The organism is Cytobacillus sp. FSL M8-0252 (assembly GCF_038007345.1).
Lineage (GTDB): Bacteria > Bacillota > Bacilli > Bacillales > Cytobacillaceae > Cytobacillus > Cytobacillus kochii.
Window position 1 is genome coordinate 1,288,725 of record NZ_JBBOWZ010000001.1, and the last position, 26,353, is coordinate 1,315,077.

The following is a 26,353-nucleotide window of genomic DNA, read 5'->3' on the forward strand; positions in this document are numbered from 1 at the left end:
ACTTTTTGTCGTGTCTCACCATCGTCTTTGTCTATATATACTGGAAAGGAAAGAGACTGAGTCGGAAACGAGTCAAAAAAGGGAGCCCAGGCAAAAGTTTGATTGGATTCAAGCAGAAACGAGTCAAAAAAGCGAGTCCGCGGCAAAATTTGATTGGATTCAAGCGAAAACGAGTCAAAAAAAGCGGGCCCGGGCAAAAATTTGGTTGGATTCAAACGGAAACGAGTCAAAAAAGCGAGCCCAGGCAAAAATTTGATTGGATTCAAGCGGAAACGAGTCAAAAAAGCGAGTCCGTGGCGATATTTGATTGGATTCAAGCGGAAATGAGTCAAAAAAGCGAGCCCGCGCAAGAATTTGATTGGATTCAAACGGAAACGAGTCAAAAAAAGCGAGCCCGGGTAAAAATTTGGTTGGATTCAAGCGGAAATGAGTCAAAAAATCGAGCCCGCGAAAGAATTTGGTTGGATTCAAGCGGAAACGAGTCAAAAAAAGGGAGCCCGGGCAAAAATTTGATTAAATATTCAAGAGTAATTGCCTCACTCAGTCCGTTTCATCAGTTGTTTCGTTTTCGTATTTATCTCTGAGCTTTAAAGCCTTGTCAATCAGTGTACTGCCAATTTCATTTTTAAATTGAGTGTAGACTGGGTCTAGGACCTTTTTCCAACTGTTTTTTTCTTCATTGGTAAGTTCGTGAATGTGGATTGAACTCACTTTTCTTATTTCTTCGAGTTGATTTTCATTCATCTGGGCAGCTTGTTTTCGATTCCATTGCGTGACTTCAGACATAGCCTCAGTTAAGATTCGTTTTGTTTCACTTGATTGCTTATTCCAAACATTCTCATTCATTAAGACGGCATAACCGAGATAGCCATGATTGCTTATTGTCATATACTTTTGTAAGTTATAAAACTTTTTCGAATAAATATTAGAGATAGTGTTCTCTTCGCCGTCTACTTTCCCACTATCTAACAAGTCGTATGTAGAATTAAAAGATTCTTTCACTGAATTTGCATTCAATTCAAGAAATTGTGATGAGAGGACATCACTTTGCATGATTCGGAATGTTTGTCCAGCTATATCTTGCGGATAAATAATTGGACCATCATTGGATGTGAATTGCTTAAATCCATTACTCCAATGAGCTAAACCGATGAGTCCATCCCCCTTTACACTAGATAATAGTGTTTGTCCGATAAACCCGTCTAACCCTTCGTTAATGGCTTCATAGGAAGGGAAAATAAACGGCAAATCGAGTACCCCCCATGCAGGGTTTAACATGCCAAGTTTTGATGTGGAGGGAGCAATAATATCAACATTGCCTTCTTGAACCGCTCGTATTTCTTCTATATCAGAGTAGAGAGAGCCGTTAGAGAAGACAACAATTTTAATATTTCCGTCTGATTTTTCAGCAACAATCTCAGCAAATTTATCAGCGGCCATTCCCTTTGGCGTATTATTGGAGACAACATGACTAAAAGTTAAAACGATTTGATCATTGAGCCCTTCTTGTTCATCATCATAAGGAAGGTCTTCTGTGAGAATATATTGTTTAAAACTAAAAAAAAGTGCAAGCGTTATAATAATGGTTAATAGTATGATGCTATATTTACTTTTCATCACCTTCACCTCATACTAAATAGTATCATTATTTTCAGATTAAAGGTCAAGTGTAGGTGGCAATGAAAGGAAGATTTGTTTGAAGGAAATACCTATTCGTTGGAAAATAACGTTGCTATCATATGGGGTTGTTATCTTTTTACTGCTTATTTGCGGGCTTGTTGTTATCGCAAATATGCAACAACAAGAAGAATTGGACTTAAGAGGCGAATCAATGAGTACGGCTAGGACAGTAGCAGAGCTTGCAGATATAAAAGATGGACTTGAGGGAGATGAGGGCTGGAAGATTATTAACCCCATTGTTGAAGAAATAAGGGTCATTAATAATACGGATTATATTGTAGTAATGAATATGGATAGAGTCCGTTTCTCACACCCAGTTAGAAGTATGATAGGTCATGTGTCAACTGGTAGTGATGAAGATCCTGCATTTGCCGAACATATTTATTTTTCCAAAGCAAGGGGAGAAGATGGTACATATTTAAGAGCGTTTATTCCAGTATTAAAAGATGAACAACTAAACCAAATAGGTGTGGTAATGGTTGGTAATAAAATTCCAACATTCAAGGAAATCGTCTCTGGTTTTTCTAAAGAAATCCTATTTATTGTGTTCCTCACTTTAATTGTAGGGTTTATTGCCTCATATATATTAGCCAATCATATTAAGAAGCAAATGTTTGATTTAGAACCGTTCGAAATTAAACGAATGTTTGAAGAGAGAACAGCAACCTTTCATTCCATCAATGAAGGGGTAATTGCGATCGATTATCATGAGAAAATTACGATCTTTAATGAAAAAGCAAAAAAAATATTTAATGTGAATGGAGAAGTCACGGGATTATCGATTCGTTCCGTTTTAGAAGATACACGTTTACCAGAAATTGTTGAGAGAAATGAACCGGTTTATAATGAACAAATTATGGTGAGTGGAAAAAGCATCTTGAGCACGAGAATTCCTATTAATAAAGATGGCCAATTAATTGGCGCCGTTGCTATTTTCCAAGATAGAACGGAGGTAGCAAAATTAGCAGAGGAACTTACTGGTGTAAGGAGTTTTGTTGAGGCACTGCGTGTGCAAAATCATGAGCATATGAATAAATTGCATACAATTGCTGGGCTTATCCAATTAGGAAAGCCAGAAAAGGCATTTCAACTTGCATTTGCTGCTTCAGAAGAACAAGAAAGTATATCTTTATTTCTTCATGAAATAATTAAAGACGATGCGGTAGCTGGACTCCTAATTAGCAAAATCAGGAGAGGGAAGGAACTAGATATTATCGTGACAGTTGATACTAATAGTAATTTGGATCACTTTCCTCCTCATTTAGATCATCATGATTTTGTTCTATTATTAGGTAATTTGGTTGAGAATGCTTTCGGCTCCTTCGAACAACTCGATCAGGAAGAAAAAATGATAGATATAAGTATCGAACAAGATGACTACATTTGTTCCATCCTTGTAGAAGATAATGGGATAGGTATAGAAGAATCTAATTTAGAAAAAGTTTTTACAAAAGGATTCACGGAAGGAAAAGAAAATGGGACTGGTTACGGATTATATTTGGTCAAACAAATTGTGGATAAAGGAGAAGGGCAAATAACTGTCACTTCTAAGGTAAATGAAGGTACTTCTTTTTTAATTACCTTTGGGGAGGTTTAACTTATGAATGATATTCAAGTACTATTAATTGAAGATGATCCAATGGTACAAGAAGTTAATAAAGGTTTTATATCTAAGGTAAAAGGGTTTCATGTGAAAGCCATTGCTAATAACGGAGAAGAGGGCATTAGACTTGCTAAAGATTTCTCACCAGATTTAATATTGCTTGATGTGTTTATGCCGAAAAAAGATGGATTAAAAGTTATGTACGAATTAAGGAAACAAAAGCTTAATGCAGAAGTAATCGTAATCTCGGCAGCTAAAGATAAGGATACGATTAAAATGATGCTACAAAATGGAGCAATCGATTATATAATGAAGCCGTTTAAATTCGATAGGATGAAGCAGGCACTTGAGAAGTTTCGTCAGTATCGTGAAAGCTTAAAAAATGAAGGAACAATGTCGCAAGAGCAACTTGATCAATTACTTTATGCAGAACAAGTAACGAAAGTAGAGGTAGATTTACCTAAAGGGCTAAATGAATTTACATTGAAAGAAGTCATTAATTATCTAACCGTTCAACAACAACCGCAAGCAGCTGGAGAAGTGGCTAGCGGTATTGGGATTGCAAGGGTGACAGCTCGGAGATATCTTGATTATTTAGAGAAAAAAGGTGTAATAGTACTAGATATACAATATGGTGGGGTAGGGAGACCTGTGAATCGGTATATGATTAAAACGTAGTGCTGAAATATAGAATAATAATCACATAATCATGAACTAAAAAGAACTGTTGAGTAAAAGCTATTCAACAGTTCTTTTTAGTTCATTTGCCCCTATAGTAAAACTACTACTTTCCATGCATTGACGATGAAAGGGAGAAAATTTACGATAGATTATATACTTTAATTAAAGTATATAATCTATCTCCAAATGATCAAAGAGGAGGAAATGTTAGATGAAAGAGATTATCTCATTACAAGACATTAAACATTTTGATTCAAGATCAGAACAATTCCAACCGTTAGAATGGTACAAATCGATGCTTGAAAGTGGGTCTATTAGTTATAATGAGAATTCTGATACTTGGAATGCATTTAAGTATGATGCCGTAAAGACCGTTTTAAGCGACTATGAACATTTCTCCAGTGAAGGAGACCGTACAACGATTTCAGTAAAGTTTAGTGAAGATGATAAGCAAATGAATAGTAAAGTGAACTTCTTGAAAATGGATCCTCCACACAACAGAAAAGGAAGATCCCTATTAGCATCAGCATTTACTCCAAGAAGTTTAGAAAATTGGAAACCGCGGATTAATCAAATTGCTGAAAATTTAATTACACAAATAGAAAAGGGCAAGACGGAAGATATCGTAGCGGCATTAGCCAATCCTATGCCTGCAATGGTAATGTCAGACTTATTAGGGATTCCGAAGCCCGATGTAATTAAATTTAAGAAATGGGTCGATATATTATTTCTACCATATGATAAGAGCAAAAAGGATGTAATCGATAACCAAAAAAATCAAGCAATTAAAGAGTTCTTTACTTATTTACAACCAGTCATCATTGAAAAGCGACAGCAGTTACAAGATGACATCATTTCTGACCTCATTAGGGCGGAAGTAGATGGAGAAAGACTAACGGACTTTGAAATTATTGAAATGACAATGGCTATATTAGGTGCAGGGGTAGAAACAACGAGTCATATGATCTCAACAAGCTTTTATGCCCTTTTATATGATGACAACGAGTTATTTTCAGAATTAAAAGCCCACCCAGAATATATTGATCGAACGGTCGAAGAGATGTTACGATATCGTTTTCATATGAGTCGAAGAGATCGTACGGTGAAGAAGGATAACAATATTTTAGGGGTAGAGTTGAAAAAGGGAGATGTCGTTGTTGCCTGGATGAGTGCGGCTAATATGGATGAGGAAATGTTTGAAGAGCCATTTCAATTAAATATTCATAGAAAAAATAATAAGAAACATCTTACATTTGGAAATGGACCTCATTTTTGTTTAGGTGCACCATTAGCAAGACTTGAGTTGAAGCTCATTTTAGAAAACTTAGTTAAGCGTTTTTCCAAAATCGAACCTATCGAATCATTTGAACTAGAGCCCAACTTAACTGATTCTGCGACGGGTCAAACGTTAACCTCATTGCCTCTTAAACTTTCTTGAAATAAATAGAGTGAAGATTCAAGGTAAAATTAAAAGAATGAACAATGAATAGTTTCTCGGAAAATACGAACAAATTCTAATGAATAGGTTCGTATTTTTATTTTTAAGTATACAGATTTTACCGATTAATTAACGAACATGCTCTTATTAATTGAAACTATAATGAAAGAATCAGATGCGTTTATCTCCCAGTATAAGTTAAAATAGCTATATACGTTTTTGGAGGTGAACGGGTGAATGATTAGAATATATATCTTAGGTATGTTAGCACATTCAGTAGACTATCCTTATAATATCCGCAAAAAACTAATGAATGCACAGCCTTTCATAAAGATTAGTGAAGGAAAGTTTTATTATGATTTTGAAGCATTACATAAAAAGAATTGGATAGAGCCTGTACAAAAGTTACAAGAAGGAAGTCGCCCAGAAAAAACACTTTATCGGATAACCAATGAGGGACGTGGCCATCTGGTAGAAGAACTCTATCTTTGTTTTCAAAAATATACGGAAGTGGCAGATTTGTATATTGCCATTCATTTCTTAAATTATATTAATAAAGAAGAAGCCGCTTCTATTTTGAAACAAACCATTCAAAAGGAAAAAGAAAAGTGGGATACATTAAAAACGAAAAAAGAAGAAAAGGAAAAATATAACAAAGTCTCTGACTCAAGCCAATTAATTGCTTCTCATGCATTTGATAAAGCGGAATTTAATATTAAATGGTTAGAGAGAGTACTAGAATTCATAAAATAAATTACTAGACGAAAGAGAGCTTAAATAAATTGTGGCTCTCTTTTGTCTAATCTATCCCTAATTTGACCTTAAATTTCACTTAGATGCTTATGGTAAGAGTAATCGGGGACTCTCCTCCTTTACTGGTTAAAATTATGTAACTTGGCAGTAGTCCATATATGCCAATCATTTTTACTGTCTCAACTAATAAGACCAAAATGAACAAAATGTTCACTATGACCATAAACTTCTTTTCATTTTCTGAAAACGCTATCATTCTAATTACAAAGAATAGTCAGATAGATAGTGTGACAGGAGATGATTAATGTGGGATTTTTAAGAATCTTTAAGAACTTAACCGTTCAAGTGTTAACAGCGATCGCACTTGGTGTGTTAGTTGGTTTAATTTGGCCAGATATAGGTAAAGAATTACAGCCGTTAGGAACTACTTTCATTAATGCAGTGAAGATGGTTATTGCCCCAATTATTTTCTTAACAATTGTTTTAGGAATCGCAAAAATGGGAGATATGAAAAAAGTTGGTAAGGTTGGTGGGAAAGCTTTTATCTATTTTGAAGTTGTTACCACGCTTGCTCTCGTTATTGGATTATTAGTCGTTAATATTGTAAAACCAGGTGACGGGTTAAATTTTAATGAGCTTGAACAAGGTGACGTATCTCAATATACAACCAATGCTGAAGAAGGCATTGATTGGATCGAATTCGTTACACATATCGTACCATCAAATATGGTGAATGCTTTTGCGGAGGGAGATATCCTTCAAGTTTTATTCTTCTCCATTCTATTTGGTGTTGCTCTTGCTTCTTTAGGTAAACGGGGAGAAGTTATTACTGATTTTCTTGACCGGTTATCCCATGTGTTCTTTAAGATTATCGGTTATGTCATGAAAGCTGCGCCAATTGGTGCGTTTGGTGCAATGGCATATACGATTGGACATTTCGGCTTAGGTTCTTTAGCACCGCTCGCTAAGTTGATGATGAGTGTGTATATTACAATGTTCTTATTCATCTTTATCGTTTTAAACATCATTTGTAAATATTATGGATTTAGCCTATTTAAATATTTACGTTTTATTAAAGATGAGTTACTTATCGTATTAGGAACGAGTTCTTCTGAATCTGTATTACCAAGAATGATGGATAAAATGGAAAGATTCGGTGCGTCAAAATCAGTTGTTGGTCTTGTCATTCCGACGGGTTATTCCTTTAACCTTGATGGGACTTCTATTTATCTTTCAATGGCGACGGTATTCTTAGCTCAAGTATTTGGAGTAGATTTATCTATTGGTCAGCAAATAACGATTATCTTAATTCTTATGCTTACATCTAAAGGAGCTGCTGGGGTTACAGGAAGTGGATTTATCGTGTTGGCTTCGACATTAGCAGCTATTCAAGTTATTCCGTTAGAAGGTTTAGCACTCTTACTCGGTGTTGATCGCTTTATGAGTGAAGGTCGTGCCATTACGAATATGATTGGTAACGGAATCGCGACAATCGCCGTGGCGAAAAGTGAGAATGAATTTGATGAAGAAAAATATCAACATGCAATTTCGAATATGAAAGAAATATCTCAAGAAGTGAATAAAGCAAGTTAAACGGTAAAGCCCTCTCAAGATAAACCTGAGAGGGCTTTGTCTGTAAGATGCTATTTGTGGTACGATAAATAAATCATTGATTGGTAAGGTGGAGCGTATATGAAGTTAACAGTAAAACCGTCATACATAAAGAAGTATAGGGAAGGTTTTCCATTAATAAATGAACAATCTGTTGAACGAATTCCTCAAATGGAAGAAGGGACGATTGTTGAGCTAGTGAATGAAAAGGGACAGTTTCTCTGTAAAGGTTACTATGGAATTCAAAATAAAGGTAGAGGCTGGGTATTAACGAAAAACCAGCATGAGCGAATAGACCAAGCCTTTTTTATGGAAAAGCTGAAGGCAGCAGTAAATCATAGACAAAAACTTTTTAACGACCCAGAAACGACTGCTTTTAGAATTTTTAATGGAGAAGGCGATGGCGTTGGAGGCGTTACAATAGATTACTATGATACGTATTATTGCATTAGTTGGTATAGTGAAGGTATCTATCAATTCAAACAAGAGATTATTAGGGCATTAGAGCAATGTATGCCGGTGAAGGCCATTTATGAAAAGAAAAGATTTAATCATAAAGGGTTGTATGTAGAAGATGATGATTTTGTTTGTGGTGAAAAGCCGACATTTCCTATTATCGTTAAGGAAAACGGGATAAACTATCCAATCTATCTTAATGATGGCGCTATGGTTGGGGTTTTCCTAGATCAAAGAGAAGTAAGGAAAAAAATAAGAGATCAATATGCCGATGGTAAAACAATCTTGAATACATTCTCATATACAGGAGCTTTTTCGGCAGCAGCTGCATTGGGCGGTGCAGTGAAAACAACGAGTGTCGATTTGGCTAATCGAAGTAAAGCGAAGACAATCGAAATGTTTAGTGTAAATGGTATTGATTATGAAGAACAGGATATCATTGTTGAAGATGTATTCAAATACTTTAAATATGCGGTGAGAAAAAATTTATCATTCGATCTTGTCATTTTAGATCCACCTAGTTTTGCACGATCAAAAAAACATACTTTTAGTGTTGCAAAAGATTATGCTGCTTTATTAGAAGAAGCTATCTCGATTACTAATCAAGGAGGGATCATTGTTGCTTCATCTAATGCAAGTAATGTGCCGATGAAAAAGTTTAAAACATTTGTCTCAAAAGCATTTGCAACAAGTAATGGAAAGTATAAGATTCTTGAAGAATATTCATTACCTATTGATTTTAAAACGATTCCGTCTTTTCCCGAAGGAGACTATCTTAAAGTTTTATTTATAAAGAAAGATTAATAAAAAGCTACAGGGTACAGCACTACAGTATCCTGTAGCTTTTTTTTACAAATAATTGTTAATTGTTTTTGTAGAATAAATTTTTAGAATAATTGTTGTTTTTTTAATTTTTTCTTGTATACTTGTAATACAAGATTGAAATTAAAACGTTTTCATTTGGTGAAAGGGGGAGAATTATGAAAGGTAAAAAAATAAAAATTACAATCTCAATCGCTGCTATTATTTTTCTTACCATTTTTGGTATTAAGACGGCTGCTGATAATGAAGATAAAACCTTTTTATCCGTAGCGACAGCTTCAACAGGTGGTACTTATTATCCGATTGGAGTAGGTATGGCCAATATATGGAGTTATGAATTAAAGAATAAGAAAATTCAAGCAAGTGGACAATCTTCTGCTGGTTCGATTGAAAATATCGAGCTTTTAAGAGAGGGAGAAGCTCATTTAGCTATTCTTCAAGGGTTAATATCTTCTCAAGCTTATGCTGGAGATGATGGTTTTGCAGGTAAACCTTATAAAGACTTACGTACTGTGGCTATGTTATGGCCCAATGTAGAACATTTTGTGTTAATGGATAATGCTATTGAAACCGGTAACATTTCAGACATTGATGGCACTCGTTTTTCCGTTGGACCCCAAGCAAGCGGAACAGAACAATCAACTGTAGTAATGATGCAAGGGTTAGAATTAACTAAAGCTAATATATCACCAGAGTATCTCGGTTATAACGATACTGTTTCTGCAATGAGAGATGGTAGATTAGACGGTGGGTCATTACCAGCCGGCATCCCAATCTCAGCAATTACGGATATGTTTGCTAGTAATGTCAAAGCTAGTATTCTTGAAGTAACAGATGAGCAGTTAGAAAAAATTAACGCTGTTTCAAACTCTTGGTACCCTTATACGATTCCTGGAGGAACTTATCCTCGTGTAGAGGAGGATATCCAAACCATTGCACAGCCTAACCTTTTATCTACAACAAAAGATATTGACGAAGAGACAATTTATACGTTAACAAAAACGCTTTATGAGAATCTAGACAAAATGTATGAAGTGCATAATTCTGCAAAAGAAATTACTTTAGAGACAGCACTTGATGGAGTGACTGTACCTTTACATGCAGGTGCTTACAAATACTTTAAAGAAGTTGGTTTAGAGATTCCTGAGGAATTAATTCCGCCAGAGGCAAAATAAGGAGGTTAGAAAATGTCGAATGTAAAAGGGGATGCCGTAACAGCAAATCAACAAGGCTTAGATAAAGAGGCTGGCGGAGGTATGCGTGTATTGCATGGTTCGTATGCCAAGGTTGTAGCGATATTAGCTATTTTATTATCTATATTTTCCATTTATTCAAATGGACTTTCTAATATTCAGGAGATTTATAGAAACTTAATATTTCTAGGTTTTATTCTCGTTTTAACATTTTTATTATATCCTGCAAGATCTTCATCAAAAAGTGGGCGTTTTACATTAGCTGATTATTTGTTTGTTGCATTAGCAATTTTGGGTGTAGGTTATTTAATTATTAATTATACAACCATTCATGTTGATCGTGGCTCACAGCCAATTTTAATTGATTATATTTTCGGTGCTATTACTATTATCGTATTGTTTGAAGCAGCAAGAAGAGCTGTAGGTCTATTTATCCCAATCCTTTGTGGTATTTCTGTTATCTATGCCTTATTTGGCACAATTTTTCCGTGGATATTTGGCCATGCGGGGTTCTCTTTAGAACGTTTGCTTTACCGTTTATATATGACCACTGAAGGCATCTTGGGTCTTACATTATCAACTGCATCAACCTTTATCGTTATGTTTATTTTATTCGGTGCCTTTTTATCTGCAAGTGGTGCGACACAACTATTTAACGATTTAGCATTAGCTATTGCAGGTAGAAAAAGAGGTGGGCCTGCACAGGTAGCTGTTATATCTAGTGCTTTAACAGGGTCATTAAGTGGGAGTGCTGTAGCAAATGTTGCCACAACAGGAGCTTTTACGATCCCGTTAATGAAATCAATTGGTTTAAAACCAAAATTTGCTGGCGCAGTTGAAGCAGCAGCATCTACTGGTGGAATGATTATGCCACCAATCATGGGTGCAGCAGCTTTTATCATGGCTGGATTTTTAGGTGTTTCCTATACTACTGTTATTCTCGCAGCCATTATCCCAAGCTTCTTATACTATATCGCTCTCATCTTTGCGATTGATATAGAAGCGAAGAAACAAGGGTTAAAAGGGATTAGTAAGGAGAATATACCAAATGTTTTACAAGTGTTAAAGGAAAGAGGCGTACTGATTGTTCCTATTATAGTGGTTATAGGAACATTATTGATTGGTAAAACAGCATTATTTGCAGGTTTTGCAGGTATCGGTTCCGTTATTGTTGCCAGTTGGTTAACGAAAGATAAGTCTAATAGAATCACAATTAAGAAAATGATTGAAGCATTTATCGATGGAGGGAAAGGGACAATACAAGTAGGTATCGCTTGTGCCGCAATCGGTATTATTATTTGTGTTGTTACCATGACAGGTATAGGTTCAACACTAGCTTTTAATATTGTTGATTTAACCGGTGGACAGCTTTGGTTAATACTTATTGTCGTTATGCTAACTTGTATTGTGCTAAGTATGGGATTACCTTCTACCGCACTATACATTGTTGTTGCTGTAACTGCTGCACCTGCATTAGTAGAGGCTGGCGTACAACCAATTGCAGCTCACTTCTTTGTATTCTGGTTCGGTGCTCTTTCAAATATTACGCCACCAGTAGCGCTTGCATCTTATACGGCAGCAGGAATTGCTGGAGCAAATGCAATGAAAACGTCATGGGAAGCTTTAAGACTTTCATTAGCAGGATTTATTATTCCGTTTATGATTGCATACAATCCAATACTATTACTCCAATCACCTGATGGCGGTAGTGTGGAAATTCTTTCTGTTATACTAGTATTAATTACTAGTACTCTAGGAGTCTATGCGCTAGCTGTTTCTATGGGGAATTACTTGAATACTTACTTACATGTAATTGAAAGAATTTTATTATTTTTCGGTGCATTGATGCTCATTAAACCAGGTATTATCACTGATGTTTCTGGTCTGGCTTTATGTGCACTTGTATTCAGTATTCATTTAATTCGTACAAGAAAGGAGACAAGTAAGGGTGTAGAGGTGAATATGTAAAGGAGATTAATAAATGAAAATTGAACGGAAGAAGATATCGGCACAAGTATTAGAGCAATTAAATGAAAAAATTAAAAGCAAAGAGTTTCCGCCCAATCAACCATTACCTTCTGAGAATGAATTGGCGAAATTATTTGGCGTAAGCCGCGCTCCTGTTAGGGAGGCACTCAGTGTCTTATCAGCAAGTGGGATCATTGAATCAAGACAAGGTGGCCGAAGTTATGTTAAAGAATTACATCTTGTCGATATGATGGACCGCTTAACATTGCAATATATTTCCTTAGAAGAGGTTTTTGAATTATTGGAATTAAGGATGATAATGGAAACAGAGGCCGCTGCTCTAGCTGCTAATCGTCGTGATTCTTCCGACTTAGAGAAAATAAAGAAAGCGCTAAAAGGGCTAGAGGAGACACTTACTAACCCTGATGAAGTGGGTCTTCAAGCTGATTTAGATTTTCATAAATATATGATTGAAGCAACAAAGAATAGCTTTATGGTAGGGGTCATGGATAATATCGGTGACCTTTACCGTAAGGCTGTCGCTTTTTCATTAAAGAAGAACTTAGGATTACAAAGAAAAAGGGAAAGCGTTTATCTTGAGCATGAAGCGATATATAAAGCGATTGAAAGTCAAGATGAAGAAAATGCAAGAAAGGCAATGAAGAATCATCTACAAAATGTACGAAAGAAATTATGGGAAGAAAAGTAAAGGAAGAAGGTGCCATCATGTTGACAGATGAGATGGTCGAACAATTTCAAAAAGCCATAAATTCACCAACGAGAATGTTAAAAGAAAAAGCGGATTTAGTCTCTTATTCATATGATGGGTCGTTCGGTACTTATTTACCTGAATTAGTCATACAGCCAATGTCAACACAGGAAGTTGTGTCTATCGTAAAGGTGGCCAATCAATATAGAGTGCCTTTATATCCAAGAGGTCGAGGAACAAGTCTAAGTGGTGGACCCTTGCCTGTTCATGGCGGAGTGGTCCTGGACTTTTCACAGTGGAATCAAAAATTAGAAATAGATAGTGATGATACAATTGCTGTTGTTTCGCCAGGAGTATTGACAGCTGAAATAGACAAAGCAGCGAAAAAATATGGGCTGATGTATCCCCCTGATCCGAGTAGTGCGCATGTGTCAACGATAGGTGGTAACTTAGCTGAAAATGCTGGTGGACCAAGAGGCTTAAAGTATGGGGTAACAAAGGATTATGTGTTGGGGTTAGAAGTCGTTACACCTGAGGGAGAGGTCATTAAAACAGGTGGTCGTACAATTAAAAATGTTACTGGCTATGACTTAACTAAGCTGATAGTCGGATCTGAAGGTACTTTAGGAATTATTACTGAAGCAACACTACAACTAGTTCCACGGCCACAAGCAACTGGAACGATGATGGTCATTTTCGACGATATTGTCGATGCAGGGAGAGCCATATCAAAAGTTCTCACATCTGGGATATTACCTTCTAAGATGGAGATTATGGATCAAGCATCTATTATAGCTGTTGAAGAATATGAATCAGTCGGACTTCCGACCGATGTTGATGCCATTATTCTTATAGAATTAGATGGTCATCCAGTGGCGATTGCTGATGAGTGTAAACAAGTAGAACAAGTTTGCCTAATGGTAGGAGCACGAGAAGTTCAGATAGCAGCGAATGATGTGGCTGCAGCGAAACTCTGGAAAGCGAGGAAACTTGTCTCCCCAGCGATTGTTAGAAAAAAACCAACGAAGATTTCTGAGGATGCGACAATCCCAAGAAGTAAAATCCCAGAAATGTTTAAACGGCTAAAACAAATTAAAGAAAAATACAATATAGATCTAGTAGTATTCGGGCATGCAGGTGATGGCAATCTCCATCCAAATATTATTACTGATAAACGGGATAAAGAGGAAATGAAAAGAGTCGAACTTGCTGTAGCTGAGATATTCGAAACAGCTATACAATTAGGTGGGACTTTATCAGGCGAACATGGCATCGGCACAATGAAGACACCGTTTATGAAAATGGAGCTAGGGGAGGCTGGATTAGATATGATGAAAAGAATGAAGAGCGCATGGGATCCTAAAAATATCATGAATCCTGGTAAGGTTTTTCCCGAAAATGAAAATCAAAGGCTCGTATTAGTCGATGAATAATCAATTAGCATACGAAGAAACATTTGATTGTGTCCAATGTGGGTATTGCTTACCTGCCTGCCCGACTTATACGACAATGGGAAAAGAAAGGCATTCGCCTAGAGGAAGAATTAATTTAGTACAGATGGCTTCTGAGGGTAAAATTTCGATTCAAGAAATAGAAGATTCGATGGAATTATGCCTTGGCTGCAGAGCATGTGAGACTGCTTGTCCGACCAATGTTCAATACGGGAAAATTTTATCTTCTTATAAAGAAGTGAAAATGGAGCAGGAAGGTAGTTCACTTATCAATCGCTTGGCGATGAAAAAAGGTCTTGCGAATAAGAGCATGTTGAATACAATGAATCTTTCCTTGAGGTTTTATCAACAATCTGGGATTGAAAAATTAGGCAAAGTAACAAAAGGGATTCGGGTACTACCTGAGAATTTACGTGCATTTGAAGCCATTATACCTAATATAACAAAGCCTGATAAGGAACTTAGAAAAGGCACACTTATCCCAGATACTGAAACAAAACTAAAAGTCGCCTTTTTTACTGGATGTATCATGGATGTGTTTTTTGCTAAGATCAATGATCTAAGTATAAAGTTGCTTCAGCATGCTGGATGTGAAGTAACCGTAATAAAAAACCAAACATGTTGTGGAGCTCTACAGCATCATGAGGGTGATAGCGAGACCACTAAACAATTAGCAAAAGAAAACATCGTTGCATTTGAAAAAGAGCACTATGATTATATTGTTAATAGTATTGGTGGATGTGGTGCGATGTTAGTTGAATATGATCAACTGCTTCAGTCTGAACCAGAATGGGTTGAACGAGCAAAACGATTTGCTGAAAAAAGTAAAGACATTAGTGTGATTTTAGCAGAGTTGGATATTGAATTTACGAAGAAGGTTGAAAAGAGAATTACATATCAACCCTCATGCCATTTATCAAATGTGCAAAAAGTAAAAAAATCGCCATTAGAGTTAATTTATCGTATACCAGGAACAACGTATATTCCCCTCCCGGAAATGGATATGTGTTGTGGCTCAGCAGGGACGTACAATGTTTTTCATTATCAAGAATCAATGGAAATATTAGATGAAAAAATGTCCTATGTAAAAGAAACGATTCCAGAAGTAATTGTCACTTCTAATCCTGGTTGTCATTTGCAGATGTGCATGGGTGTGAAGCGTGAAGGATTAGAAAGTAAGGTTGAAGTCGTTCATATTGTCGAGATACTAGCAGAAGCATGTGGTTTAAAGAAATGATAGAAGGTGAAAAGGATGTATGATTATATTATTATTGGTGGAGGAATTGTTGGTCTATCCGTTGGGTTAGAACTACTTGAACAAAAACCGGCACTAAAGATTGCTATCGTTGAAAAAGAAAGCCATGTAGCGGCACATCAGACAGGGCATAATAGTGGTGTTATTCATTCTGGCATATATTATAAGCCAGGTAGTGAGAAAGCGAGATTAGCTAAAATCGGCGGACAATCCATGAAGGATTTTTGTGAAAGTAATGATATCGAATATGATATTTGCGGTAAAGTAATTGTCGCTAGTGAAGAAGAAGAGTTGCCACTATTAGATAACCTTTATAAAAGAGGGATACAGAACGGACTTGATATTCAATTAATGGAAAAAGAAGAATTATTGGAAAGAGAACCACATGTAAATGGGAAAAGAGCCATTCATGTACCAATGGCAGGAATTGTTAACTATAGACAAGTGTCTGAAAAAATGGCGGATATCATTCGCCATAAAGGTGGAGATATTCTCCTTAATCATGAAGTTGTGGCCATTCAAGAGGATAATAATGAAGTGGTTGTTATTACTGATCAAGGAGATATAAAAGGTCAATTTTATATCAACTGTGGTGGTCTACACTCCGATCGGATTGCGAAAAAGGCAAAATTATTAACTGATATGAAAATTGTCCCCTTCCGTGGTGAATACTATCAACTGGTTGAGGAAAAACGTCATCTAGTGAAGCATTTAATTTATCCTGTTCCCAATCCAAAGTTCCCATTCCTTGGCGTTCATTTTACGAGAATGATTGGCGGTGCGATTGATGTCGGTCCAAATGCAGTATTGGGCTTCAAACGCGAAGGTTACCGAAAGACAGATATTCACTTACCGGATTTATTTGAAGTGTTAGCATATAAGGGCTTTTGGAAGCTGGCAAGTGGTTATATGAAGGAAGGGATTGAGGAAATGATCCGTTCAGCCTCTAAACAGCTTTTCTTAAAGAATGTACAAAAACTTATGCCAGAAATACAAGCGGCAGACTTGAAAACTGGACCAGCAGGAGTAAGAGCACAAGCATTGAAGGATGACGGCTCATTAGTGGATGATTTTTACATACTGCCGAGCAAGCGTGCGATTCATGTATTAAATGCACCATCTCCTGCTGCAACGGCGTCTATTGAGATTGGCAAGGAGATTGTCAGAAAACTGATATAAAAACTAAATTTCTTGGGTGTTTGAGAGCTATAGACTTTTTTACTATAGCTTTTTTCTTTTTGTTTTAAGGTGAATATGACAAAAGAACTTAGGGGATTTACATTAATCGCCTTTTTTCTATTTTATTTTTAAAAATTTCCCGGAAAATAAGTGGTCGAAGGAGATTAATGTCAAACAGTAAATAGGAAGAAATTACAGCCGTTACTTATATAAATGCGGGAGAGGATAAAGGATAAAGGAGTGTGTTTGCACATGAAGAAAACAGTAATGATTTTATTACTTATTTTCATTCTTTTTCCTAATAGTATATTAGCTAATGAAGATTCTTCCATCGTATCTGAGGCCCTTTTAACCTCTCTCGCTCCTGTGCTTACCGAAGAAATTCATCAATTTTATGGGTATGAAAAACAATACAATCTGTATGACACGGAGATAAAGAAAATCAAACGTAATCGAAAAGGGTATCATATTATTGTCAAACTTGAAATAACTACCTATGAAAAAGAGTATTTACCTCCTTATGGACAAGATTCTCTTGTACTGGACATAACGCCTTTAGGAGCAAAGGTCATTACCTATAAACATAAAGGAGACGCGGAGGAGAAAAAAGTGAATCACTTCTACCGGAAAGTTGCAAAGGACATTGAACATAGCTTCAAAAAAAAATGGCGCAGTTATCGTCAAACACGATTTAACCAATTTCAATTTCTAGCTAGCAACAATGGTTGGAATGATCGTCTTGGACCAGTAACGCAATTAGTTAAGGATATTAATGAAGAAGCAACATCAAAGTATAAAAATACCATTCAACCACTCATCTACTTTAATCAAGAGGAAATCTTAATTCTCTATAAAAATAAAATAGGATTGAATGAGATGATTACTTTAAAACATGTAGGCGATGGGTGGGTAGTAGACGAAAGAGAACAGAAACAAGGAAAGAAAATGACTGAGCAAATATTATCTTATATGTAGATTAATGATTGTTTCTTACCAACCCTGATGCTAAAATTTAATTACTATTTGATAGGGTTGGGGGTGTACATATGCCATCAAATCATTTCCATGATCAAAACATATCTGCGGATAAAATAGTGGCTGTTGCTAAAGAGCTCGTCACTGATAATGCATTTCAAAATATTACTTTAGAAGATATTGCTGTGAAAATGAGATGCCAAGTGAAGGATCTGACGGTTCATTTTAATCATATCGATGGTTTATTATATCGAATAATTGAGGAAGACTTCAATGATTTAACGCAGATGTTAGTCACTATTCAATATGGTGATGATAATAAAATAGATAAGCTTAAACAAATCTTAATTACTTTCATGGAATTTGGTATAAACCTTCATCACCGTTACGATGGGTTATTTGCTTTTTATACAAGCAACGATAAGCATTCGATTACAGAAATGGCCCAAAAAACTTATTACCGGTTTGAATATGCTGTTCTACAATTAAAAGATCAACAAACTGAAGAATCACTTATTTATTCTGCCTTCATTGCCCTACATGGTTTTATTCAACACCATAAAGGCTATGTTAAAGACTTTGAAGAAGTTCGAACTTATGCAGAGTCACATGCTTGGTTCGTTCTAAAGGGTTTATCATAAATAAAAGTCAGCAAATATTGAAGCGCTAAGAGCAGGGGATTTACTAGCTATGCTAGGATTCCCTGCTCTTTATAATATTGAAGTTAGGAAGAATGGGGATGGACGGAGGGAAAAGTAAAGATGAATACGGTTCCTTCATTAATTTTACTTTGTACTTTTATTGTTCCTTTCATTGCTCTGGCGATGCTAAAAACAACCATCATTCCTAATCCAGTCCCTTTTGCTCCTTTTGTGGAATAGTAAGGCTCTCCTAGGCGACGAATTTGATCTTCTGTCATACCGAGCCCTGTATCTTGAACTTCGATTCTAATGTGCGTAGAGGAATAATTAGAGCTTATGTATAGTTGGCCACCTCTTGGCATCGATTCTATGGCGTTTTTAATAACGTTTAAGAAGCATTGCTGAAACTTTTGTCGATCGCCTTCGATGTCACCTATGATAGAAAAATTAGTTGTTATTTCTACCGAATTTTGATTAGCTATCGGGCGTAGTATACTAATGACATGACCTAGTTCTTTCTTTACGTTCATTGTTTCAATTTTATCTAGTCCAGGTTTAGAAAAAGTTAGATAGTTTTGAATGACACGTTCTGCTGATGCCAGTTCATGTTGGACGATTTCTAAGTATTCATTTCTTTTTGAAGGGGAAAGTGTTTGTTCTTTTAATAATTGAACAAATCCTGCAGCAGCTGTGAGTGGATTCCTAATTTCATGTGAAATCGCTGCCCCCATTTGCTCAACGGCTTCTAATTTTTCTGCGATAATAAGCTTTTTCTGCATATCGATTGTTTTGAAGACAAATTCAATAATATATACTGCCATTCCTACACCAAGAGCTGGAATGGTAAGAAGAGCAAACCATAAATCAAGTGAGTGTAATTGTGGTACATATAATTCATATAAAATTAGTGAAACGATACTAGAGATAAACGTAATAAGAACAGCTAGAATAATTCTTTTATTGGCAGAAATCTGTTTAAATCTTGGGTATAAATATAAAAACAAACATCCCAGCAAAAGGTATTCAAACATAGTTACATAGAATCCTAAATTCATTCCGTAAAACCATCTTACAGCAATAACGACAATTATGAGTAAAGGGCCGACACCAACATACAATCCACCTAATATTACAGGTATAATCCTTAGGTCCATCATTAAACCAGGCACAGGTTCAAATGAAAAAATATAACAAATACCAATCATCAATGCCAGACTAATAGTTGCCGATGTTCTTGAAAAATGAAAACCGAGATTTTTTTCAGTCCATACAAGCAGAAAAAATAGGATGACAATTAACAGTGATAGATTAAGGAAAAAATGAGTGGTAATGACCATTTTTTCACATCCCTTTTAGTGTATAGGAAAATTTTATATGTTTTCCTTGCATCTGACAATAAAAATGCGGAAAATTAAGAAAAATATAATAGGTGATGCCTACTATTTTCTAAAAACCATAATGAATATGAATTAGATAAAGAATAAAAGATTTCCTTTCTTTTTCTCCTAGCAATTTTTATTTTTCTATTATATGCTAAACAAAAAAAGAAAATGGAGGGTTAGTGTGCAAATACATGAGGGGTTAGGGCTTGTTCTTGACGTAGAGACAACGGGCTTGTCGCCAATTAATGATGAAGTAATTGAAATCGCCTTGAAGTTATTTTCATTTGATCAACAGACAGGTGATATTCTTACCATAAAAGACGAACGAAGCTATTTAAGAGAGCCGGAAACCACCAGTGCATTAAGAAATTATAATCAAGCTTATAAAATTCACGGCATCCCTTTTGAAGAAGTGGTGGGGAAAAGCTTTGATGATCGTGAAATAAAGAAGATGTTCGCATATGCGGATATCGTACTTGCTCATAATGCATCATTTGATAGAAGCTTTCTCTATCAAATGTACCCTAATGATGTAAATGAACTGAAATGGTATTGTACGATGAGAGGGGTCCCGTGGAAAGAATATGGTTTCTATAACAGTAAATTATTGACGCTTTTAAAAGGTCACCAAATCACAAACTATCAAAATCATAGAGCAATGGATGATATTACATATTTACTAGAATTACTGAAAAACAAAAATCCAAATGGAGAATCATATTTAAAGGATGTTTTAAGGAAAGGTCCGATGCGTAAGTATCAGCCTAAAGTCAAGAAGTATATTTGATTTCCTCATAAATAATATCAAATCTATCGTATAAAAAGGTGTTTTCACTGTAAATGATCGTTGTGAAAGCACCTTTTTTACTATGAGCCTATGTCCATTTAAATTGTAATAATATAGAACTGACATTACTAACGATAGAGTCTCTGATTGTTAATCAGAGACTCATATAAAGATATGAAACATTAAGCTACACTATTATTCCAATTAGATATATCTTCTTCCAATGGAATTTTATTAGCTCTAGCTTTCCGTGCAGCAATAAAGAATATTGTAATTAAAACGATAGCGCCTATAGCTCCACCTATCCAAGAAGTAGTCATAGAGAGACCAAAGCCGATTTGGGCATTTAAGATATACGTAATTACCATCACTAACATAAAACTACCTGGTATTAAAGCGATAAAGTAATTCTTTTTAGCAATATATAAGTACATAGCACCGACAAACAATGCAATTACTGCTGTTGATTGGTTTGCCCAGTTGAAGTATCTCCATAATACATTAAAATCGACTTGGGTAAGTACCATGGAAATTCCAAATAACGGTACAGCAATCCATAATCGACTAGAGAACTTAACTTGAGGAAACTTAATATAGTCGGCAATTATCATTCTAGCACTTCTAAATGCGGTATCGCCTGAAGTGATAGGAAGTACCACTACCCCTAACACAGCTAATGTACCACCGATTGCTCCAAGTAAAGTTGTAGATACTTCACTAACTACTGCACCAGGACCACCGGCAGCAAGCATTTCATTTAAGCCACCATAACCATTAAATAAGCTCATTGCAGCTGCGGCCCAAATCATGGCAATAATACCTTCTGCAATCATCATTCCATAGAAAATCTTTCTTCCTTGCGTCTCATTTTGAGTTGTTCTAGAGATGATGGGTGTTTGGGTAGCATGGAATCCAGATAGCGCCCCACATGAAATGGTAAAGAATAATAAAGGTAGCAAAGGAGCATTGTCAGGGTGAAAATTCTGAAAAGAAAGCTCAGGAATAGGTGCACCTGTGACTAAAAGACCGATACCAACCCCCAATGCACTAATTACTAATAACGCACCAAAATAAGGATAAAGACGACCAATGATTTTATCAACAGGCAAGAGTGTTGCTAAAATATAGTAAAGAAAAATAAATCCGATAATAAGACCTAGTGCGACTTTTCCGTCCATTAAAAGGTGTAATAAACTAGCAGGAGTAGAAACAAAGACTGTACCTACTAATAATAACAATAGTATTGCAAAAGCATTTACGACATGCTTCATAACTTTTCCTAAAAATTTACTAGCTAACTCAGGCAAGTGAGCTCCGCGATTTCTTATAGAAATCATACCTGTTAAGTAGTCATGTACAGCACCTGCAAAGATACAACCGATAACGATCCAAACAAACGCGACTGGTCCATATAAAGCACCTAAAATTGGCCCGAAAATTGGACCTGTACCAGCAATATTAAGTAATTGAATAAGTGAGTTTTTAGATGTACTCATAGGTAGATAGTCGACATTATCTTTGTGTGTGAATGCAGGTGTTGCTCTAGCTCCTTTCACCCCAAAAACTTTCTCAACATACTTACCATAGGTGAAATACCCAATAATTAATAAGATAATACAAGAAAAAAATGTAATCATAGCATTGCCCCCTTTGTTAATGTATACGTTTTCATTTATTATAAATGACTATGATTCAAGGTTGAGTATTTTGAGCATAACATGTATAAATCCGTGATTAAGAGGTCCTTAAATTAAATTAAGATGCATTTTTTAGTGTAAATAGTCTGATAATTAATTGAGCTCCATGACCTATATTTCTAGTTTTGTTCTTAAATCTTTTACATAATTTCTGCTGACAGAAAGTTTTTCATTCGATCCTTTTAGCTCTAACTGAAATGCCCCATTGAACCAAGGAGAAAGTTTATTAATATATCTTAAATTAACAAAATAGCTTTTATGTATTCTACAGAAAGAATACGTAGATAGTCGATTTTCTAGCTCTTTTAATGATGCTTTTGTCTCATAGGCATTATCTACAGTTATGATTCGTGAAAATTTATCTTCCTTATAAACATAAATAATATCTTTAGGTTCGATGTAAATAATTTCTCCATTGTCTTCAATTGCTAGCTTTCCAGCTAATTTACTTTGCTTAGGTAGATCTATTGGTTTTAAATATTTGATAATCCGGCTGACCGTTTCAGAGATTTGCTCTTCATCATATGGTTTCAGTAAGTAATCAATCGCTTCATAGCGAAAAGCTTCTACAGCAAACTGAGGGTAAGCTGTTGCGAATATGATTTTAGGTGGATTTTTGAATTCCATTAAACTTTTAGCTGTTTGCATGCCATCCATTTTGGGCATTTCGATATCAAGAAAAACGATATCTGGCTGTAATTGAATCGTTTGTATGATGGCATCTTCTCCAGAATCAGCTTCGCCAACAATATGAATAGAGTCAAATATGGATAACAAATGCTTTAATTCTTCCCGGCTGTACGGTTCATCATCTACAACGAGCACTTTAATCTTTGTCTTCATTTTTTTCCCCCATTGGTATATTAAAAGTTATTTCCGTTCCATTGTTTTCTTCACTATTTATGTGTAATCGGGCGTTCTCCCCAAATGTCATGATTAACCTTCTATTTACATTGTATAATCCAAGACCTGTGCCTATTTTTGATGCGATTGGTTCTTTCCCAATTTGCTTTAACCGATCATGATCAATACCAAGACCATTATCTTTAATAGATATAGCAACTTCATTGTTCATTTGTTTAATTTGTACTTTAATCATACAATTTTTGTTCATTTGCTTAAATGCATGTTTAATTGCATTTTCTACAATAGGCTGTAAGGTGAGCGGTGGAATCTTACTATTAAGAACTTCATTTTCAATATAATAATCGACTTGAATTCTGTTTTCAAATCTCGTTTGTTCTATCATTAAATAGGCTTTCATATGAAGAATATCTTGTTCCAAAGTGATACGGTTTGCGGTTGTTGCATTTAAGTTTTGCCTTAGAAATTGAGACAAAGTAATAAGCAGTTTTCTTGCTTTATCGGCATCAATACGGACGAGAGAGACAATGGTATTTAATGTGTTAAAAAGAAAATGGGGACTAATTTGCGCTTGCAAAGCTTTAATTTCTGCTTCTTTAGCCAATTGAAATGCTTTATCTGCTTCGGCTATTTCTAGCTGATTACTTAGTAACACACTTAAACCTGAGATCAACTCAATTTCTAAATTAGTCACTTCCTTCTCAGAGGTGAAATATACCTTTAAAGTACCGATGATTTGCCCGCGTTGCTTTAGGGGAGCAATGACAGCTGCTCCAAGTGGACAATGCTCATTTTGACATTGTATTTCTTCATTACCTACTACTATTAGTTTACCATTATTAATTACTTCCTTTGTGATTTCTGTTTGGATGGGGTGGTCTACTCGGTGATGATCATCACCTGAACCAACATGGGCAAGAATCACATGTTTATTTGTAATGGCGACTGCCTTTGCATGTATTTCCCTTAATAATATGGTACACACAGCCTTAGTGGAGACCTGTGTCATTCCTTTCCTAAGATGTGATAAAGTTTGATCAGCGATTCGTAATGACTTTTGCGCTTGTAGTGCTCCTGCCTTTTCTTCTTCATTCACTACATTTTTAATGATAAGGAGGAATAAGGCTGATCCTACACCGTTTGCAATAATCATTGGAACACCAATTACTTCAACTAAAGAGACGGCCTTTTCAAACGGCCTCGAAAGAAGGAGAATAAGAAGCATTTGAACGGCTTCTGCAGTAGCTCCTATAAAAAAGGCAGAAGATAGCTTTACATGGTCTTTCTTCTTATGAAAATAGCCTGCTATTAGTCCGGATATAATCGTTGCTAATCCACATGAAAAGGCAGTAAAACCACCTAGTGTAAAACGATGGATTCCAGCAATTAATCCAGCACCCAAACCTACTTTATAACCACCGAAAAGCCCAGCTAAAACAACACCTATTACGCGTGAGTTAGCAATTGCTTCTTCACTTGTTAAATTAGATGCCCATCTGTCTATATTAAATGTCTCAGCATTTAAAGATAAACCTGTGTACGTCCCGATTATTCCGAAAAAACCAAAAAATAAGATCGCTTTTAATTGTAGATCTTTTTTTACATTTTCCTTATAAATCATATCTCGAAAAAATTGGAACCGTGTTAGAATAAAGGCTATGGTAACAATAATACCTAGCCTCTCTAACATAGTAATGAACAATTCAAACATAAGAAAACTCCTTCGTCATATATACATCTATCATACATTAAAAGGGTAAAATATCTAAGTATCATAAAAATTTTCGAAAAATTCCCGCTTTTACCTTTGCATTCTTTTCCACTTTCTGCTATTATGAAAGAAATTATTTTTGTTCGGAATGTAAGTAGGATGCGTTTGTAGACGTTTGCTTCATGTATGTTCCACAAGAATAGTCATAATTTATGTGTTATACATAAGGAGGATTTATTCATGGCAGAAGGAAAAGTGAAATGGTTTAATGCAGAAAAAGGTTTTGGTTTCATTGAAACACAAGAAGGACAAGATGTGTTCGTACATTATTCAGCTATCCAAACGGAAGGTTTCAAAACGCTTGATGAAGGACAAAGCGTAACATTTGAAGTGGAAGAAGGTCAACGTGGCCCACAAGCTTCTAATGTAGTTAAACTATAATATGCTTGAAATACAAGCCTGATGAAGGGCTTGTATTTTTTTTGGCGAAAACAAGCGGTTGTTTTCTAAAAAATAGTACAATTACAAACTTACTGGAATCCTTTTTTTCTTAATGATAAATAGACTATAATATAGATAGAGACTAAATAAAGGTAGGAATCGTTATGATTGTAAAAACTGAAGAAGATTTAGCGGGTTTAAAGGAAATTGGGAAAATTGTTGCTTTAATCAGAGATGAAATGATTGCTCAAACAAAGCCTGGCGTCACAACTAAAGAATTGGATGAGATAGCTGGAAAGATGTTTGAAGAGCATGGGGCATTATCTGGTCCAAAGGGTGAGTATGACTTTCCAGGATATACTTGTATTAGTGTAAACGAGGAAGTAGCACACGGTATCCCTGGAAATAGAGTCATTGCAGATGGAGATTTAGTTAATATTGATGTATCTGGATCAAAAAATGGTTATTTCGCTGATACAGGTTTATCAATCGTTGTAGGTAATGGGGATGAGAAACTACACTCTTTATGTGAAACAGCGCAAAAAGCTTTTGATGAGGGCCTAAAAAAAATAAAGCCAGGTACGAAACTTAATCGAATCGGAAAATCTGTCTACCAAACAGCAAAAAATAATGGTTTTAATGTTATTATGAATTTAACTGGCCATGGAATTGGTCGTTCTTTACATGAAAAGCCAGATCATATTCTTAATTATTTTGATAACTGGGATAATCAATTATTACGTGAAGGGATGGTTATCGCTTTCGAACCCTTTATTTCCACTGGAGATGAAGAAGTTCGTGAACAAAGTGATGGCTGGACTTTCATTACACCTAATAAAAGCTTTGTTGCGCAATGTGAACATACAGTTATCGTGTCGAAGGAAGGCCCGATTATTATTACGAAGTAAATCAAATGAAGAGCGGTAGCGATATCTAGTCGTGCCGTTCTTTTTTTGTTTTTTTAAGATGAGCTATTGAATTGCTTTAATTAGAATCTCCCTGTGTTTGTTGAAACTGACTGGAGGAGATATGCAATTTTCTTAAGGTTTATCACTT

At 35.6% G+C, this 26,353-nt stretch carries 23 protein-coding genes; 18 read left to right on the forward strand and 5 right to left on the reverse strand.

The window, feature by feature from the left end:
- The first annotated feature begins 98 nt into the window (after positions 1-98).
- A complete protein-coding gene (locus tag MKX83_RS06730) occupies positions 99-584 on the forward strand; it encodes a hypothetical protein (RefSeq protein WP_341054694.1) in 486 nt (161 codons plus the stop codon).
- Here MKX83_RS06730 and MKX83_RS06735 read toward each other — a convergent pair.
- Entirely contained in the window at positions 541-1,617 is a 1,077-nt protein-coding gene (locus MKX83_RS06735) for a DctP family TRAP transporter solute-binding subunit (RefSeq protein WP_095370140.1), read from the reverse strand. The genes MKX83_RS06730 and MKX83_RS06735 overlap by 44 nt on opposite strands.
- Before the next feature lie 73 nt (positions 1,618-1,690).
- On the opposite strand from MKX83_RS06735, the gene MKX83_RS06740 reads away from it, so the two are divergent.
- The 14 genes from MKX83_RS06740 to MKX83_RS06805 all read left to right on the forward strand — a co-directional run bounded on the left by MKX83_RS06740 (position 1,691) and on the right by MKX83_RS06805 (position 18,415).
- Positions 1,691-3,277 (forward strand): ATP-binding protein, encoded by a 1,587-nt coding sequence (locus MKX83_RS06740; protein WP_157734002.1) that lies wholly within the window; start codon positions 1,691-1,693, stop codon positions 3,275-3,277.
- 3 nt (positions 3,278-3,280) lie between these two features.
- On the forward strand, positions 3,281-3,961 hold the full coding sequence (locus MKX83_RS06745; protein WP_095370138.1) for a response regulator: 681 nt from the start codon (positions 3,281-3,283) through the stop codon (positions 3,959-3,961).
- 214 nt (positions 3,962-4,175) lie between these two features.
- A complete protein-coding gene (locus MKX83_RS06750) occupies positions 4,176-5,402 on the forward strand; it encodes a cytochrome P450 (protein WP_095370137.1) in 1,227 nt (408 codons plus the stop codon).
- 237 nt (positions 5,403-5,639) lie between these two features.
- The gene (locus MKX83_RS06755) at positions 5,640-6,155 is read left to right on the forward strand and encodes a PadR family transcriptional regulator (protein ID WP_322910024.1); all 516 of its coding nucleotides are present in this window, start codon (positions 5,640-5,642) and stop codon (positions 6,153-6,155) included.
- 306 nt (positions 6,156-6,461) lie between these two features.
- On the forward strand, positions 6,462-7,748 hold the full coding sequence (gene dctP / locus MKX83_RS06760) for a C4-dicarboxylate transporter DctP (protein WP_233435288.1): 1,287 nt from the start codon (positions 6,462-6,464) through the stop codon (positions 7,746-7,748).
- Positions 7,749-7,847: 99 nt separating this feature from the next.
- Positions 7,848-9,026: a class I SAM-dependent rRNA methyltransferase gene (locus tag MKX83_RS06765; protein WP_341054699.1), complete on the forward strand. Its 1,179-nt coding sequence runs from the start codon at positions 7,848-7,850 to the stop codon at positions 9,024-9,026.
- 176 nt (positions 9,027-9,202) lie between these two features.
- Positions 9,203-10,219 (forward strand): TAXI family TRAP transporter solute-binding subunit, encoded by a 1,017-nt coding sequence (locus tag MKX83_RS06770; protein WP_095370134.1) that lies wholly within the window; start codon positions 9,203-9,205, stop codon positions 10,217-10,219.
- Between the two features lie 12 nt (positions 10,220-10,231).
- Positions 10,232-12,205 carry a TRAP transporter permease gene (locus MKX83_RS06775; protein WP_341054702.1) on the forward strand — a complete coding sequence of 658 codons (1,974 nt, stop codon included), beginning with the start codon at positions 10,232-10,234 and terminating at the stop codon, positions 12,203-12,205.
- 13 nt (positions 12,206-12,218) lie between these two features.
- Complete coding sequence (locus MKX83_RS06780) at positions 12,219-12,914, forward strand: FadR/GntR family transcriptional regulator (protein WP_341054705.1); 696 nt, start codon at positions 12,219-12,221, stop codon at positions 12,912-12,914.
- 32 nt (positions 12,915-12,946) lie between these two features.
- Positions 12,947-14,347, forward strand: a complete 1,401-nt coding sequence (locus MKX83_RS06785) for an FAD-binding oxidoreductase (RefSeq protein WP_445293179.1) — start codon at positions 12,947-12,949, stop codon at positions 14,345-14,347.
- Positions 14,340-15,602 carry a (Fe-S)-binding protein gene (locus MKX83_RS06790; RefSeq protein ID WP_307317571.1) on the forward strand — a complete coding sequence of 421 codons (1,263 nt, stop codon included), beginning with the start codon at positions 14,340-14,342 and terminating at the stop codon, positions 15,600-15,602. Before MKX83_RS06785 ends, MKX83_RS06790 begins: the two co-directional genes overlap by 8 nt.
- A gap of 15 nt (positions 15,603-15,617) precedes the next feature.
- On the forward strand, positions 15,618-16,799 hold the full coding sequence (gene lhgO, locus MKX83_RS06795) for an L-2-hydroxyglutarate oxidase (RefSeq protein WP_095370130.1): 1,182 nt from the start codon (positions 15,618-15,620) through the stop codon (positions 16,797-16,799).
- Between the two features lie 252 nt (positions 16,800-17,051).
- The gene (locus MKX83_RS06800) at positions 17,052-17,774 is read left to right on the forward strand and encodes a DUF3888 domain-containing protein (RefSeq protein ID WP_341054709.1); all 723 of its coding nucleotides are present in this window, start codon (positions 17,052-17,054) and stop codon (positions 17,772-17,774) included.
- A 71-nt stretch (positions 17,775-17,845) separates the two neighbouring features.
- Positions 17,846-18,415, forward strand: a complete 570-nt coding sequence (locus tag MKX83_RS06805; protein ID WP_095370128.1) for a TetR/AcrR family transcriptional regulator — start codon at positions 17,846-17,848, stop codon at positions 18,413-18,415.
- An 83-nt stretch (positions 18,416-18,498) separates the two neighbouring features.
- On the opposite strand, the gene MKX83_RS06810 is transcribed toward MKX83_RS06805, so the two are convergent.
- Positions 18,499-19,752 (reverse strand): sensor histidine kinase, encoded by a 1,254-nt coding sequence (locus MKX83_RS06810; protein WP_307317566.1) that lies wholly within the window; start codon positions 19,750-19,752, stop codon positions 18,499-18,501.
- Between the two features lie 226 nt (positions 19,753-19,978).
- Here MKX83_RS06810 and MKX83_RS06815 point away from each other — a divergent pair, with 226 nt between their 5' ends.
- Positions 19,979-20,584: an exonuclease domain-containing protein gene (locus MKX83_RS06815; RefSeq protein ID WP_095370127.1), complete on the forward strand. Its 606-nt coding sequence runs from the start codon at positions 19,979-19,981 to the stop codon at positions 20,582-20,584.
- A gap of 182 nt (positions 20,585-20,766) precedes the next feature.
- On the opposite strand, the gene MKX83_RS06820 is transcribed toward MKX83_RS06815, so the two are convergent.
- The 3 genes from MKX83_RS06820 to MKX83_RS06830 form a co-directional block, all read right to left on the reverse strand.
- Positions 20,767-22,221 (reverse strand): carbon starvation CstA family protein, encoded by a 1,455-nt coding sequence (locus tag MKX83_RS06820; protein ID WP_095370126.1) that lies wholly within the window; start codon positions 22,219-22,221, stop codon positions 20,767-20,769.
- 171 nt (positions 22,222-22,392) lie between these two features.
- Positions 22,393-23,124, reverse strand: coding sequence for a LytR/AlgR family response regulator transcription factor (locus tag MKX83_RS06825; protein WP_307317561.1), 732 nt, complete (start codon positions 23,122-23,124; stop codon positions 22,393-22,395).
- Positions 23,108-24,856 carry a sensor histidine kinase gene (locus MKX83_RS06830; protein ID WP_095370124.1) on the reverse strand — a complete coding sequence of 583 codons (1,749 nt, stop codon included), beginning with the start codon at positions 24,854-24,856 and terminating at the stop codon, positions 23,108-23,110. Before MKX83_RS06830 ends, MKX83_RS06825 begins: the two co-directional genes overlap by 17 nt.
- 240 nt (positions 24,857-25,096) lie before the next feature.
- Between MKX83_RS06830 and MKX83_RS06835 the strand changes: the two genes are divergently transcribed.
- Complete coding sequence (locus MKX83_RS06835) at positions 25,097-25,297, forward strand: cold-shock protein (protein ID WP_095370123.1); 201 nt, start codon at positions 25,097-25,099, stop codon at positions 25,295-25,297.
- A 164-nt stretch (positions 25,298-25,461) separates the two neighbouring features.
- A complete protein-coding gene (map, locus tag MKX83_RS06840) occupies positions 25,462-26,205 on the forward strand; it encodes a type I methionyl aminopeptidase (protein WP_341054711.1) in 744 nt (247 codons plus the stop codon).
- The last annotated feature ends 148 nt before the right edge of the window (positions 26,206-26,353 follow it).